Annotated in this window: 15 protein-coding genes; 1 reads left to right on the top strand and 14 read right to left on the bottom strand. The window is 37.9% G+C overall.

Annotated features, from left to right (window positions below; genetic code table 11):
• The first annotated feature begins 161 nt into the window (after positions 1–161).
• Positions 162–350, top strand: coding sequence for a hypothetical protein (locus HMPREF2877_RS03315; RefSeq protein ID WP_002885644.1), 189 nt, complete (start codon positions 162–164; stop codon positions 348–350).
• Between the two features lie 184 nt (positions 351–534).
• Here the strand turns inward: HMPREF2877_RS03315 and rpsD are convergent, their stop codons facing one another.
• The 14 genes from rpsD to HMPREF2877_RS03245 form a co-directional block, all read right to left on the bottom strand.
• On the bottom strand, positions 535–1,146 hold the full coding sequence (gene rpsD, locus HMPREF2877_RS03310) for a 30S ribosomal protein S4 (protein WP_002885833.1): 612 nt from the start codon (positions 1,144–1,146) through the stop codon (positions 535–537).
• Positions 1,147–1,343: 197 nt separating this feature from the next.
• Positions 1,344–1,646, bottom strand: coding sequence for a Veg family protein (locus tag HMPREF2877_RS03305; RefSeq protein ID WP_002885699.1), 303 nt, complete (start codon positions 1,644–1,646; stop codon positions 1,344–1,346).
• A gap of 29 nt (positions 1,647–1,675) precedes the next feature.
• On the bottom strand, positions 1,676–3,037 hold the full coding sequence (dnaB, locus tag HMPREF2877_RS03300) for a replicative DNA helicase (RefSeq protein WP_002885809.1): 1,362 nt from the start codon (positions 3,035–3,037) through the stop codon (positions 1,676–1,678).
• A 43-nt stretch (positions 3,038–3,080) separates the two neighbouring features.
• Positions 3,081–3,539 (bottom strand): 50S ribosomal protein L9, encoded by a 459-nt coding sequence (rplI, locus tag HMPREF2877_RS03295; RefSeq protein ID WP_002885729.1) that lies wholly within the window; start codon positions 3,537–3,539, stop codon positions 3,081–3,083.
• Between the two features lies 1 nt (position 3,540).
• Positions 3,541–5,505, bottom strand: a complete 1,965-nt coding sequence (locus HMPREF2877_RS03290) for a DHH family phosphoesterase (protein WP_070578661.1) — start codon at positions 5,503–5,505, stop codon at positions 3,541–3,543.
• Positions 5,506–5,578: 73 nt separating this feature from the next.
• On the bottom strand, positions 5,579–7,480 hold the full coding sequence (gene mnmG / locus HMPREF2877_RS03285) for a tRNA uridine-5-carboxymethylaminomethyl(34) synthesis enzyme MnmG (RefSeq protein WP_070578657.1): 1,902 nt from the start codon (positions 7,478–7,480) through the stop codon (positions 5,579–5,581).
• Positions 7,481–7,657: 177 nt separating this feature from the next.
• Positions 7,658–8,272 carry a MarC family protein gene (locus HMPREF2877_RS03280; protein WP_070578654.1) on the bottom strand — a complete coding sequence of 205 codons (615 nt, stop codon included), beginning with the start codon at positions 8,270–8,272 and terminating at the stop codon, positions 7,658–7,660.
• A gap of 19 nt (positions 8,273–8,291) precedes the next feature.
• Positions 8,292–9,413: a tRNA 2-thiouridine(34) synthase MnmA gene (mnmA, locus tag HMPREF2877_RS03275; protein WP_014632486.1), complete on the bottom strand. Its 1,122-nt coding sequence runs from the start codon at positions 9,411–9,413 to the stop codon at positions 8,292–8,294.
• 144 nt (positions 9,414–9,557) lie between these two features.
• Positions 9,558–11,267, bottom strand: a complete 1,710-nt coding sequence (locus tag HMPREF2877_RS03270; RefSeq protein ID WP_014632485.1) for a hypothetical protein — start codon at positions 11,265–11,267, stop codon at positions 9,558–9,560.
• 129 nt (positions 11,268–11,396) lie between these two features.
• Complete coding sequence (locus HMPREF2877_RS03265; RefSeq protein WP_014632484.1) at positions 11,397–12,095, bottom strand: transglycosylase SLT domain-containing protein; 699 nt, start codon at positions 12,093–12,095, stop codon at positions 11,397–11,399.
• Positions 12,096–12,278: 183 nt separating this feature from the next.
• A complete protein-coding gene (locus HMPREF2877_RS03260) occupies positions 12,279–12,860 on the bottom strand; it encodes an aggregation-promoting factor (RefSeq protein WP_014632483.1) in 582 nt (193 codons plus the stop codon).
• 300 nt (positions 12,861–13,160) lie between these two features.
• On the bottom strand, positions 13,161–13,955 hold the full coding sequence (locus tag HMPREF2877_RS03255) for an energy-coupling factor transporter transmembrane component T family protein (RefSeq protein WP_045001313.1): 795 nt from the start codon (positions 13,953–13,955) through the stop codon (positions 13,161–13,163).
• Positions 13,948–14,790, bottom strand: coding sequence for an energy-coupling factor transporter ATPase (locus HMPREF2877_RS03250; RefSeq protein ID WP_045772057.1), 843 nt, complete (start codon positions 14,788–14,790; stop codon positions 13,948–13,950). The genes HMPREF2877_RS03255 and HMPREF2877_RS03250 overlap by 8 nt, the downstream gene beginning before the upstream one ends.
• Positions 14,766–15,596 carry an energy-coupling factor ABC transporter ATP-binding protein gene (locus HMPREF2877_RS03245; RefSeq protein WP_002885731.1) on the bottom strand — a complete coding sequence of 277 codons (831 nt, stop codon included), beginning with the start codon at positions 15,594–15,596 and terminating at the stop codon, positions 14,766–14,768. Before HMPREF2877_RS03245 ends, HMPREF2877_RS03250 begins: the two co-directional genes overlap by 25 nt.
• Between the last annotated feature and the right edge of the window lie 10 nt (positions 15,597–15,606).

Raw genomic sequence — 15,606 nt, 5'->3', positions numbered from 1 at the left:
GCTCCAAAGCAACAATCCCAGCTAAAATTAGTGTAATAATAGACATAGTAGCCCCCTTCTTAAATAACTTTGACAGTATATCAAAAGTGAACCTTTAAAACAACATGCATGCTTCATACAATTTGAAATATGGTAAAATAAAGAATGAAAGAGAGGTTCTTATGACAAAGACAGAAGTAATCCAACGTCTCCAAAAAGATCTGGGAATTCCTAGATTTCAGGCTTATATAGAGGATAAAGATTACTCCGAAGAGGAGTACGACCAACTAAAAAAAGATTTTGAAGCCTATTTCACCAACTACGTTTCAAATGTTTCAGCAGATTTTGAAGGCGGATTGGATAATAAATAATTTATACCTCAAAATCATCTATTATCATATTACGCCCCCTAGTCACTTGTATTAGACTAGGGACTTTTTTTATTAGAAAACAAACTTGTAACTAAACAAATAACTGAACAAACTCAAAAATCAATGATTTAAGATAAACAAAAAAGCCCATAACAACGGGCTTTTTGCAAAATGAATTTTAAAATTAAAGCATTTTGTTGTAGAATTCAACGACAAGTGCCTCGTTGATTTCTGGGTTGATTTCATCACGTTCTGGAAGACGTGTCAATGAACCTTCAAGTTTTTCAGCATCGAATGATACAAATGCTGGACGTCCGATAGTAGCTTCTACTGCTTCAAGGATAGCAGGAACTTTAGCTGATTTTTCACGAACTGAGATTACTTGACCAACTTCAACGCGGTATGATGGGATATCAACACGTTTACCGTCAACAAGGATGTGACCGTGGTTTACGAATTGACGTGCTTGACGACGAGTAGTTGCAAGACCGAGACGGTAAACAACGTTGTCAAGACGACGTTCCAAAAGAACCATAAAGTTGAAACCAAGTGTTCCACCTTTAACTTTAGTAGCTTGTACGAACAAGTTACGGAATTGTTTTTCACCCAAACCGTATGAGAAACGAAGTTTTTGTTTCTCAGCCAATTGCAAACCGTACTCTGAAAGTTTTGAACGGTTGTTTGGACCGTGTTGACCTGGTACGTAGTTACGACGTGCCAATTCTTTACCTGTGCCTGTAAGTGAGAAACCAAGGCGACGTGATTGTTTCCATGATGGACCTGTATAACGTGACATTAATAATGTCCTCCTATAAAAAATATTTTTAGGAAATAACGTTTTAGATAAACCTGATTCGTTCAGAAAGACTTCGCCCAAACAGCAAAGGTTACTTTTCTAGCCGACTTCCTGTTGACGAGCTTCATTTTATCCTGCTATTATTTCACATACTTTAACATTTTACCACGAAAAAAAGCCCAAGTAAAGGCTTTTTCTTATTTATTTTCGATTTCAGCTTGTTCCTCAGGACTCAAATAACGAATGAGAGTCTTCTCAGTCAAAATATCTGAATAAGTGTAAGATTCAACATAACTATTATTAATAGCTCCTGCTTGAGAACTGAAGTCTTGATATTCAACAATAAACAATGATGGATAAACTTCTGTCAATCGACCAATTTTATTCTTTTCACGTTTACGTCCATTCTCTAGGGTTAATTCTACTAGCTGACCTTCATGTGACTTAATAGCTTCCTTGATGTTTTTCATCTTCGCAACATCTGCAAATGCATCACTCATATGTATATATATCTCCTTAAATCTGAAAATTATGATTCCTCAAACTGAGCAATCGATGAAAATTTATTGTATTCTTTTTGGAATAGTAACTTGACTGTTCCACGCGCACCAGCACGGTTTTTTTCTAGGATAACTTCGATTGTATTATCTTCAATCGCATTCTCTGGTTCTTCACCTTCTTTTCGGTAGTAATCATCACGATATAAGAAGGCTACAATATCGGCATCCTGCTCGATAGATCCTGACTCACGAATATCAGACAAGACTGGACGTTTATCCTGACGTTGTTCAACCCCACGAGATAACTGACTCAAGGCAATTACAGGAACTTTAAGCTCCTTGGCCAGAATTTTTAACTGTCTTGAAATATCTGAAACCTCTTGTTGGCGATTTTCTGGTCGCGTCCCTGTAATCAACTGCAAATAGTCGATCACAATAAGACCGAGACCACCCTCTACTTCTTGTGACAATTTACGGGACCGTGCACGAATCTCAGTAATCTTTATACCAGGGGTATCATCTATATAAATAGGTGCCTCAGCCAATGCCCCTTGAGCAATCATCACATTATTCCAATCTTGCTCTGTCAATTGACCTGTACGTAAAGCATGGGAATCAATCATCCCTTCAGCTGCCAACATACGATCAACCAAGCTTTCTGCCCCCATCTCTAGTGAAAAGACTGCAACAGCTTTATTTTGCTTGGTGCCAACATTCTGAGCAATGTTCAACACAAAGGCCGTTTTACCAACTGCGGGACGAGCTGCTAAAATAATTAATTGATCAGGGTGTAAACCTGTTGTAATCTTGTCAAGGTCACGGAAACCTGTTGGTAACCCAGTAACATCTGATGTTTGCTGTGAACGCATCTCCAAAGTATTAAAATTGACATCAAGAACTTCAGATATTTTGCGGAAACCACTACGATTGCTATGCTCTGAAACATCAACTAGGGCTTTCTCAGCATTCGCAATAATTTCATCCGATTCAGTTGCACCCTCATATGCTTGGTTGACAGTCTCTGTCAATCTATTTATAATACGGCGAAGCATGGCTTTCTCAGCCACAATCTTAGCATAATACTCAGCATTTGCGGATGTTGGGACACTATTGACCAAATCTACAAGATAAGAAATACCCCCTATATTTTGGAGGTCATCTTGGTCATCTAGAATGGTGCGTACTGTCGTGGCATCAATGGCATCATTTCGATCCGACAGCGTTACCATTGCTTTAAAAATGACACGATGGGAATACTTGTAAAAGTCGTCTGCTTCGATAAATTCTCGAACTGTAATCAACTTTTCCGGGTTAATGAAAATAGCCCCTAGAACAGACTGTTCCGCTACTAAATCATGAGGTTGCACTCTTAATTCTTGAGCTTCTGCCACAATTATTCCCTCCTTTACAAGATTTACTTATAGTGTCAACGAATTACTCAGCACTATTTTTGATGTTAAGTTTAATTTGTGCACTCACTTCTTTATGAAGCTTTACAGGAACCTCAATTAGACCAATCGCACGAATAGGATGTTCAAGTTCAATATGGCGTTTATCAACTTTGATACCAAATTGTTTTTGAAGTCCTTCTGCAATCTTTTTGGCTGTAATTGAACCAAAAGTACGTCCGTCTGGTCCGACCTTCTCAGTAAATTGAAGACGATTTTCTTCTTTTTCAAGTTGCTCTTTAACTTGCTTCGCTTCAGCCAACAACTCTGCTGCATGTTTTTCTTCAGATTTTTGCTTACCTTTCAACTCACCGATAGCTTGGTTTGTCGCTTCCTTGGCAAGATTCTTTTTAATCAAGAAGTTTTGAGCGTAACCTGATGGTACTTCTTTAATTTCGCCTTTTTTACCTTTACCTTTAACGTCTTGTAAGAAAATAACTTTCATTTTAGTCCTCCTTGGGAGCCAATTCTCCCATAATAGTTTCAATCAATTTATTTTTTGCTTGAGCAACACTACAGTCTCGCAATTGGCAGGCCGCTAAGTTGAAATGGCCTCCACCACCCATTTTCTCCATAATACGTTGTACATTAATCGTTTTATGGCTTCGAGCAGATATATTCACAGTAGAATCACTGGTCCTAGCGACAACAAAAGTTGCTTCGATACCTGCCATGGCAAGCATCGTATCTGCTGCCTTAGAAATCACAACATTATTATAACATTTAGGATTATCACCTGAGGCAACAATGATATCATCTGTAATACGTTCACCTGCTAGAATTAGCTCATTGATACGTCGATACTCTTCAAAATCAGTAGCAGAGATCGTTTGGATTTCTCCACTATCACTTCCTAAACTACGCAGATAAGAGGCGACATCAAAGGTTCGACTAGTCACACGAGTTGAGAAATTTTTAGTATCCAACATGATACCTGCCATAAGGATAGAGGCTTGGATTTTACTCAAACGTTCTGGGGCACCTTGGAATTGCAACAACTCCGTAACCAATTCACAAGCTGAGCTCGCCCCACTTTCAATAAAGGTCAAAACAGCATTTTCAGGAAAATCATCATCTCGACGGTGATGGTCTACGACAATAACTTCATTAAATCGATCATAAAAATCCTTAGATAAAGTTAAATTGATTTTAGAATGGTCAACCATAATTAGTAACGAATGTTGATTGACTAGCTCCTCAGCCTCTGAAAGTGTAATAAGAGGTGACTGACCATCTTCTTTTAAACGTTCGACTGCACGCTCAATATCTGCATTCATAGCCGTATCATCGTAAACAGCATAGCTTTTTCGAACAATTTGACTGGCAAAATGAGCCATACCGACCGTTGCCCCTAGAGCATCCATATCGAGATTCTTATGTCCGACAACAAACACTTTTTCGACTGTTTTCAACTTATCAGAGATTGCAGTCATCATGGCCCTTGTTCTTGTACGAGAACGTTTTACTGTTGAAACAGAACCTCCTCCAAAATAAAGAAGTTCCTTGTGATCATCGTTTTCCTTGACAACAGCTTGATCTCCACCGCGAACTAGTGCGATATTCAGATTCTGCAAGGCAACCTGACCGATTTGATCATGCTTAAGCGTACCAAATGAAATTCCCATGCTCAAAGTCAGTGGTAATCCACGCTCCTGAGCCTGCTGACGGAAGTCATCCAAGACTGAAAACTTTTGATTCATGAATTCTGTCAAAACACTGTAGTTGGTGAAGAAATAAAAACGATCGCCTTCAATACGTCGATAATGAATATGCTTGGCCTTAGCAAACTCAGAAATAAACCCTGCCACAAATGTATTGATTTTTGAAACATCGGCATCGGGTAAACTTCCCGTCACATCGTCATAGTTATCAACTGAAATAATCCCGATAACAGGACGAGTCATATTTGGATCAGCATTTTCATCTTGATCATAAACATTGTCAATAAAATATGTCAACTTATTGTCAAAATCCACAAAAGCGGCATATTTATTGTCACCAACGGTTATCACATTCGAAGGGGAACCTTTTCGTTTCTGGGAAATAAAATCCGCAATCAACTGTTTATTGAAATTTCCATTTTCATCCGAAAGTACTAGCTTCGCATAGGGGTTGAACCATTCAATATGATCGTTCTCATCAAAAGTAATAACCCCAACAGGCATCTTTCCGAGAAGAGTCTTTAAAGAATCTTCAACATCCTGATTCAGTTCATCTAATTGCTCTATTTCCAAGGACTCATATGTTGTCTTTTGGTAATGCAATAAGGCAACAACTACTACCATAATAATAAAAAGCGCAAAAATGAGTGCAGACTCCGATTTTAGTACGCGAACAAAAATAGTAGCAATTCCAAAAAGAATTAGCCCAATCATTACAAGATGAATCGTTGCAAAGTGAAATCTTTTCATATAAAACCTCTTAATCTAACAATTATAACATAAAAAAGCCTTAATTAAAAGGCTTTTAAACGTATTAGCACCGTTAGTCTACTTTCCTGCGGGCCTTATTATTACCTTCAAGATAAACCATCAGAATTGAGATATCTGCTGGGTTGACCCCTGAAATACGACTCGCTTGACCAATGGTCTCAGGATTGATTTTCTTAAATTTTTGACGAGCTTCGGTAGCAATGGAATCAATAGCATCCCAATCAATATTTTTTGGAATCCTCTTTTCTTCCATACGTTTCATCTTAGCTACTTGATCCAAAGCTTTATTAATATAACCTTCATACTTGATTTCGGTCTCAAGCAACTCTATAATCTTAGCGTCCAAATCTTCTGCAGCTGGGCCCACAAACTGAGTAGCTGTGGCGTAATCAATCTCTGGTCTACGCATAAACTCTTTAGCCGTCATGGCATCTGTCAATGGCTTAAAGCCTAGAGCTTGAATTTTTTCATTCGTTTCTTTAATAGGTTTTAATTTTTCTTTTGACAGACGTGTCAACTCGCTGTCAAACTGATTTTTCTTAATTTCAAAGATACTCCAACGTTCATCGTCAACCAAACCAACTTCTCGACCAATAGGTGTCAAGCGCATGTCAGCATTATCATGACGTAATATGAGACGATACTCTGCGCGTGATGTCAATAAACGATATGGCTCCAAGGTTCCTTTTGTGACAAGATCGTCAATCATTACACCAATATAGGCATCACTACGTTTGAGAATAAGTTCAGGTTTACCTTGAACTTTAAGAGCCGCATTGATACCAGCAACTAGACCTTGACCTGCTGCCTCCTCGTATCCAGAAGTTCCGTTGGTCTGTCCTGCTGTAAAGAGACCTGAAATCAACTTCGTTTCAAGTGTTGCACGTAGTTGATGAGGGAGCACGATATCATATTCAATCGCATAACCAGTTCGCATCATCTCTGCCTTTTCGAGACCTTTAATTGAGTGAATCAACTCTTTTTGAACATCTTCTGGCAGACTAGTTGACAGGCCTTGCACATAGACTTCTTCAGTCTCTCTTCCTTCAGGTTCAAGGAAAAGTTGGTGGCGATTCTTATCAGCAAATCGGACAATTTTATCTTCGATTGATGGACAATAACGAGGTCCTACCCCCTTGACAATACCTGAAAACATTGGGGCACGGTGTAAATTGTTATTGATAATATCGTGGCTCTCTTGATTCGTATAAGTTAGCCAACAAGGAATTTGATCCTGAAGATAATCTTCATCCTTCGACAAGAATGAAAAATGATTAGGCTTTTCGTCACCTGGTTGAATTTCAGTTTCTTCATAATTAATTGATGATGCCTTGACACGAGGAGGGGTACCTGTTTTAAATCTTCCTATTTCAAGGCCAAGATTCCTCAGGTTATCTGCCAACGTGACAGATGCAAGGCTGTTATTAGGACCTGAAGAATATTTGAGCTCACCTAGGATAATTTCACCACGCAAAGCCGTTCCTGTTGTGACAACAACTGCTTTAGCTCCATATTTTTGATTTGTGGCTGTTCTGACACCAGCTACCTTACCATCTTCAACAAGAATTTCATCAACCATGGACTGACGGAGAGTCAGGTTTTCCTGACGCTCAACTGTATGCTTCATTGTCATAGCATACAAGGCTTTATCGGCTTGTGCACGTAAAGCTCTGACAGCAGGTCCCTTACCGGTATTCAACATTTTCATTTGAATATAAGTTTTATCAATATTTTTACCCATCTCTCCACCAAGGGCATCAATCTCACGGACAACAATCCCCTTGGCTGATCCCCCAATGGAAGGATTACATGGCATAAAAGCCAGCATCTCTAGGTTAATAGTCGCTAATAAAACCTTACATCCCATACGGGCTGCAGCTAAGCTAGCTTCCACACCAGCGTGACCAGCACCAACAACAATTACATCAAAATTTTCATCAAACTCGTAAGACATTTTTTAGATTTATGCAGTGATTTACAATCAACTGCCCATCCTTTCCTTGTTTTTTCCTACAAAAATAGCCAAAACTCCAGAAAACTGTACGCAAAAACGCACAATTCTCATGAGCTTTGACCATCATGACTATTGTTAAAGTTATTTTATCAAATCAAATCGTTTTGTCAATGAAAATCACTGTTTAATCAAGGTCTGCACACTGACGATAATCATCTGTATACCTATGGAGAATAGTAAAAGTCCCATCATTTTCGTTATAATTTTCATCAAATTTTCTCCCAAGAAGCCTGCAATTTGTTTTGCACTTCTTAACAGGAGATAAGTGATGACACATAGTAGAGCAAAAGCAACTACGGTTATCAGTTGATTCTGCAAACCTCCATTAGCCAAACTTAAAGCAGTTGTAATTGTACCTGGTCCTGCAAAAAGTGGCATTGCAAGAGGAGAAATAGCAATAGACATTGGATCTGAATTTACTGCTTGCTGCTCCATTCCTTTATAGCTAGGTGAATGATTACCATTAATCATATGATAACCGATAACAGCCACTAATATTCCACCAGCAATTCTGAAAGAAACAATTGTAATTCCAAATACTTTAAAAATGAAATCTCCTGAAAAGATAAAAACAGTTATAATAACAAAGGCAATCAAAAGACTCCTAAAAGCAATTTTTCGTGAAATTTTTTGACTATCATCTGCTACTAAAGCCATGTAAGCAGGAAGATTTGAAATTGGGTTCATTATAGCGAAAAATGCCATAAATGCATAAAAAAATTGTGAACTCATCGTTTTTACTCAACTCCAGTTAGATATACTGACAAACTTTTCCGTCTTTATACGCCTGGTCAATAATACCGCCGCCTAAACATTCCTGACCATCATAGAAAACAACGGCTTGACCAGGTGTAATAGCACGCTGAGGTTCAGCAAAAACAACCTCTGCTTTATCACCCTTAACCTTTACAGTAACTTTACTATCAGGTTGACGATAACGGAATTTTGCTGTGCATTCCATTTCAAATTCTTCTGGCATATCTCGAGTAAAGTGAATCATTGAAGCGTCAAGAGAAGTTGACATCAAGGACTCATGGTGGAAACCTTGACCCACGTAAAGAATATTTTTAGAAAGATCTTTTCCTACTACAAACCAAGGAGCATTATCGCCACCTTTTTGGCCACCAATACCCATACCACCACGTTGACCAATAGTGTAATACATGAGTCCGTTGTGTTCACCCATATCACGACCATCGACAGTCATCATACGACCTTTTTGAGCTGGCAAGTATTGACTAAGAAACTCTTTAAAGTTTTTCTCACCAATAAAACATATTCCTGTTGAATCTTTTTTCTTGGCTGTTGCAAGACCTGCACGTTCAGCAATCTCACGAACATCTGGCTTTTGTAGATGTCCTAAAGGAAACATCGTTTTCTGCAACTGCTCTTGCGAAAGTTGACTAAGGAAGTAGGTTTGATCTTTATTGTTATCTGCACCACGCAACATATGGACAATGCCGTCTTCATCGCGAACAACTTGAGCGTAATGTCCTGTAGCCACATAATCCGCTCCCAATGTCATCGCATAATCTAAGAAAGCCTTAAACTTGATTTCCTTATTACACATAACGTCTGGATTAGGGGTACGGCCTGCACGGTACTCTGCTAAGAAATACTCAAATACACGATCCCAGTACTCTTTTTCAAAGTTGACAGAGTAATAGGGGATACCAATCTGATCAGCTACTGCTGCTACATCTTTATAATCTTCGGTTGCGGTACACACACCAAATTCATCTGTGTCATCCCAGTTTTTCATGAAAACACCGATTACATCATAACCTTGCTCTTTTAAAAGTAAGGCTGTTACTGATGAATCAACGCCACCACTCATACCGACAACAACACGTGTTTTTGAATTATCAGTCATAGATAACTCCTCCCATCAAATAAAAATTAACATAGACTTGAAGGGTCTAGTTATTCAAATATCGATTTGAAGGTCGATTTTGAAGCGTAAAAGCACGCAAGCTTAATTATATCATGATTAAAGAATAATGCAAAAAGGTTACCACTAGGCAACCTTTTTGATACTTGTTTTCGTGTAAAGCCACTGTAAACCTATTACTCCTAAGACTATTATTGGAATCAATAACGCTACAAATAGCCATCCTGGCTCCTTATAACTTAACACAAGTTTATTCTGTCCTTCTTGTGATGAAACGGTCGGTGTACCAATCGTTGACAAGTTATAGGCATCCTTGTCTAATTCTTTACCATTTAGTGTCAAGATGGAATCTTTATAGACAACTATCGGTAGATTCAGTTCCTCCCCTTCAGCAGCTTGCCAAGTTAATACAAGATTACCATCTTCTAGTAGCTTTTCTGCCTTCTGATTCGTAACGATATTTTCGTAATAAAGATCATAAGTGTTCTGCTTACCTATTGTCCCATAAATAGGTACGTAATCTGGTGTGGGTTTGACAACTAAATTTAAAAACTGTGACAAGTCACTGTCATTCATGGTAAGACTTATCGTCTGGTAATCTCCTTCAACGTAAGTATGTTTAACAATGGAAATAAGTTCACCATCTTGTGCCGCAGTTTTTACACGATCGGTAGTATCCATCATATTCTGAATGAGACCAACACCCGCAAAGGCAAAGAGTAAAACAGCAATACTTTTTCGCCAGTTTACAAATCGCGTGACCGTTAACCCCGTAATTGCTAAAAGTAAAATGGTGGCAGGAACAAAGAATCTAAATGGAAATTGAATCAGTTCAGCAAATGTGTTTCCATTTTCTACTAGATGCTGCCACGGAAAAAGACCTGTCGACAAGAAGAAAAAGACAAAATAAATAAAATGCAGTATTTTTTTCCATCTAGCAAATTTCTTCCAATTCAAAACAGCGTAAAGAAACTGTAAAATGAGTAACACCATTAAGGAAATTGGGGTATATAGCCAATATCTTGCTGTCCCATCTATCCCATTCTTACCTATTTCTCTATTTATAAATGGATCTAAGAGATGATTAGTCCCTCTCAAATATAGGAGTACTAACCAGACATTGACAGTCAGTAAGAGGAATAGAATGACTGCTATAAGGACTTGAACGAAGGTTTCCTTTTTCTTAGCGATAGGAGACTTTACAAAAGTGTAAAGATAAAAAGGAAGATACATCATCACTAATATCAAAGCACTGAGTACGTGAACCTGAAAAATCAATGCCATAGACAAGGCAAGTCTAATTGGTTCTACTTTTTGATAAAAGACATAGTGAATTGCTGGAATAAAACAAAAAGGTAGTAAAGCTGCTCCCCAACTAGAGAAACCCTGACGCATCGTCCAGTATTGGATAGAGAATGTTGTCGCATAGAGTAAACCTAGTGACAAGGCAATGTTTGTCTTAACTTTACACTGCTTGAGCAAGGCATACATTGAGGACTCTGCTAGTATATGTAGTAATACCCTTGACACAATCTGATAACGAAACCAAGTGCCACTTATTAAAATAAGCCCTCCTTGTAAATAGGCAAAAAAAGGACCGTAAAGAGCATTGACAATGCGGCCTGACTGTTGGAATCCATATAAAGATAAAAAGTAAGAAAGGTTACCATTTTTTAGTTGCATAGCAGCTTCATAGAACCTGTTATAGTGAAAGATGGAATCTGAACCTAAAATGACTTTTCTTGTAAGTAGTTGTGGTGTAACCAATAACACAGCAAAAGCTATAATAATAAGAGAAACCCACAACTTTTCTCTTGATTTAAAAATTTGTTTCATTGCTATACCTTTCATTCCTATTATAACAAAAAGGCCATACCCTACCTAGTAATAACAAGTAGCTCTATAAAACAGATTACCTACATCCAAATTAAAAAGCTGAGAGCATGCTCCCAACTTCTATTAATATTAGTAATTCCAAGCTGACAAACCTTGTGCGTTATAGGCATTCAAGGCTGATTGAATTTGATCCTCAACTGTTGCAGTAGAGCCCCATCCAGGCATTGTTTGAAAAAGACCTGATGCACCTGAACCATTTGCTGCAGTATGATCACCATTTGACTCACGCGCAATAATTGACTCCCAAGTTGACTGAGGAACACCAGTAGCTGCTGCCATCTGTGCCGCCGCATAAGAACCAACTTCTCCTGCAGTGTTCCCATTTGAGAGAACAACTGACCCACTACCAGTTGCAGCAACCGAAGGAGCTGTTCCAAGTATTTGAGTCGACGTAGTATCAGTATTCGTTGAAGCAGCGCTTATAGTGGCAGTATCTGACTGAGACTTTTCAGCTGATTCTACCGATTCTCCTGTTGTTTCTGACTGAGGCTTACTTTCTTCAACCTTTTCTTTGTTAGCTTTATTCTCTTTGCTTGAGCTAATTTCTGTTGATTTAACTAAATCTGCTGTCGATTCTGACGTTGTTGATGCTGTTGAAGGTGCTGGGGTAACAGAATCTGAAAATGCATTAACCAACCCTTTATTAATTAGTGTAGACAGTGATACTGCCAAAATGACAATAAAACTTGTTACAATTGCCACTAGTACCGCCAATGATTTCTTCGCTGCTAATTTGATACGGCGTCCCTTATAACTTTTTTTAAACATAAATCCCTCCTAGTTAATTCTAGTTACATTCATCATAACTTAGTAATATTACTGCCGATTATTTGTATTATGTCTAATGTTACAATGATTTATCATTTTAATAAAAAAATGCCAAGATTCTGGCATTTTCCCCTTATTTGTATGAGGTTTTACAAGTTTTCCTCATAAGTCAGTAATAATGATTTAGTACCAACCATTAGCATTCCAGAAAGCAAGAGCTGCTGTCCATGAACCATAACGGCTTGCTACATAATTATCTGCTACCTTCTCTTGATTTTCAGGAGACAAGTCTCCGTTCAAATATGATGATGCTAATTGGTAACGTCCATAATATTGCCCATTTTGAGCTGTATAGCTACCGCTTGACTCACGTTGAGCGATTTCTTCTTTGGCAGCTACCTCTGAAGAAGAAAGATTTGTATTGGTCGCTTGAGTATCTTCACTTTGTGTAGACTCTGTTGATTGTGTTGATTCAACAGCTGCTTCCGCTGTAGCTGTTGTAGCTGAAGGTTCTGTAGTCTCTTCAGTTGTTTCATTAATTGTTAAGCTTTGACCAATAGAAATCTTATTGGCATCTTGAATACCGTTTTTTGAAACGATTTCATCTACGGTCGTACCATTTTTCTTAGCAATAGCTGAAAGTGTATCACCTTTTTGAACTGTGTAAGTTTCTGCATTAGCTAAAGCTGTTGCCCCAAGTGTTGCTACTGTAACAAGTCCAAAAAGACCTAATTTTTTAGTGTTAGATGTATTCTTTTTTTGCATGATGATGCTCCTTTATCTATTTATAGTCCAATCCATATTAGTCAAAGATTTTAAGTTATTTTATTGTTTATGACTAATGGGTAAATCAACTTGCTTTCTCTATATAGGGATTTCTCAATCCAGATTAAGCTGAAGAACTATAACCATGTATCTATGATACCTTGGAAATATAACATCCCCTTGTTAGGGATATTAAAAATATTACAAGTAGGTTGGGATTAGACGAAAAAAGAACGCCTACGTGGGCGTCCATCTAAAACTTCTAGGTCTTAAGATCTAGTTTTTATTTATCTCAACGAATTAACTCTTAAGATAAAAAAGCATTAATCCTAAAGCTAAAATAGCAATAATTGATAAGGTATCTCGACCATTCCATGAAAGTCGACGATATTTTATTCGTCCTTCACCACCTTGATAGCCTCGTGCTTCCATAGCAATCGCCAAAGCATCTGCTCGTTTAAAGCTTGATGCAAACAAAGGAATTAAAATAGGTATTATTGACCGTACCTTTTGAATAATATTTCCTTCACCAAAGTCAACACCACGCGCCTTTTGAGCATTCATAATACGAGTCGTATCATCCATCAAAGTTGGTACAAAACGTAGACTCAAAGATAGCATTAAACCAATTTCATGTGCTGGCACTTTGAAAACAGTAAGAGGTTTTAAAAGTGATTCAACTGCATCAGATAAACTTAAAGGTGTTGTCGTTAGAGTAAGTAGGGTGGAAAAACTAATAATGAGGATAAATCTAAGGAATATCATCCAACCTTGATTTAAACCGACTTCCGTAATCTTTAAAAAGCCGATAGACCAAAGCACACTCCCTTTTGTATTGAAGAAAACTTGAAATAGGGTAGAAAATAAAATAATCCAAATCATTGGTTTGATTCCACCTAAAAAGAAACCAAGTTTTATTTTAGACAAGAAAACCAAGAAAAGTGTAAATAAAGTTATTACAGCATAAGTTAAGGGATTATTAGCCCAAAAGATAATAACAATATAAATCAGCATGGCTAATAATTTACTTCTAGGGTCTAATCGGTGTATAAAAGAGTCCCCAACAATATAACGTCCAATAATTAACTTATCCATGCGACACCACCTCTACGAATTCCTCGATTGTAATAGGGAGACTTTCAAATTGATAACCTTTTTCTTGTAGCTGTAGCGCAAACTCTGTGATTTTAGGAACACCTAACTGCTTTTCTTTAAGAAAAGTAACCTTTTGAAAAACATCTTTAGGAGCTCCCGACAACACTAGTTGCCCTTTTTCCATAACATTCACAGCTGTCGCATAATCGGCAACATCATCCATCAAGTGAGTAACTAAAACAATCGTCATTCCAGAAAGATGTAACTCCTTAAAGAGAGACATCAATTCCTTCCGGCCCTGTGGATCTAGACCGGCAGTCGGTTCATCCAGCACTAGAATATCTGGTTGCATAGCTAGAATCCCTGCGATGGCAACACGTCGCATTTGTCCCCCTGATAAATCAAAAGGATTCTGTCCATGAAACTCTTCCGGGAGTCCAACTAATTTTAGACTTTCAATAGCACGTTGTTCTGCTTCTTCCTTAGAAACTCCGAAATTTTGAGGTCCAAAGGCAACATCTTCTAAAACAGTTTCTGCAAATAACTGACTTTCTGGAAATTGAAAAACTAAACCTACCTTCTTACGAATTGGTTTTATGTCCTTATTCTTTGATTGACTGGTTATGATCGTATCATCAACGTGAACCTGACCACTAGTGGGTAAATTAAGGCCATTCAAGAGCTGCATAATAGTAGATTTACCACTTCCTGTATGTCCAATAAAGGCCGTATATGAACCATCTTTTATCGTCGTCGTCATATCAAAAAGGGCACGCCCCTCAAAAGGAGTACCCGCTTGATAGATATAACTTACATTTTTGAGAGAGATTCCCATAGTTGTTCTACCAATTCCTTTTCTGTCAGATAGTCTTCACAATCTATCAGACCTTTATTTCTTAGCTTTTGAGTTAATAATGCACTAAAAGGGATATCTAAACCTAAGTCAACTAACTCTGAGCCTCTACTAAATAGTTCACGAGGACTTGAAACAGACTCCACTTTACCTTTTTTCAAAACCAAAACACGGTCACTCAAAGCGACCTCATCGAGATCATGAGTAATTGATAAAACAGTCATTCCGTATTCTTTACGAATAGCTTTAATAGATTGAATCAATTCCTGGCGACCTTCTGGGTCAAGCATGCTAGTTGCCTCATCCAAAATCAAAATAGATGGTCTCATAGCTACAATACCTGCGATAGCCACACGTTGTTTTTGGCCTCCAGATAATCTAGCTGGCTCTCTATCCTTAAATTCTGACATTCCTACAAATTCCAGAGCCTCTTGAACTCTTGAAGCCATTTCTTCATAGGGAACACCTTTATTTTCAAGACCAAAAGCAACATCATCTTCAACAGTTGCCCCAACAAATTGATTATCTGGATTTTGAAAGACCATACCAATCTTATCACGGATATCCCAGACATTGTCTTCTGTTAATTCTTGACCATCAACAATAATCTGCCCAGACTCTGCCACTAATAGTCCGTCAATAAGACGTGCTGTCGTGGATTTTCCAGAACCATTATGCCCTACAATGGATAACCATTCCCCACGTTTCACGTGAAACGATACATCATCAAGAATATAGGATGGTTGATCTTGATGATATTTAAACTTTAAATTTTTTATTTCAATCATTGATTTATCG

The sequence above is a fragment of the Streptococcus sp. HMSC072D03 genome, assembly GCF_001812855.1.
Taxonomy (GTDB): Bacteria; Bacillota; Bacilli; order Lactobacillales; family Streptococcaceae; genus Streptococcus; species Streptococcus salivarius_D.
This window is presented reverse-complemented; position numbering and strand designations above follow the sequence as displayed.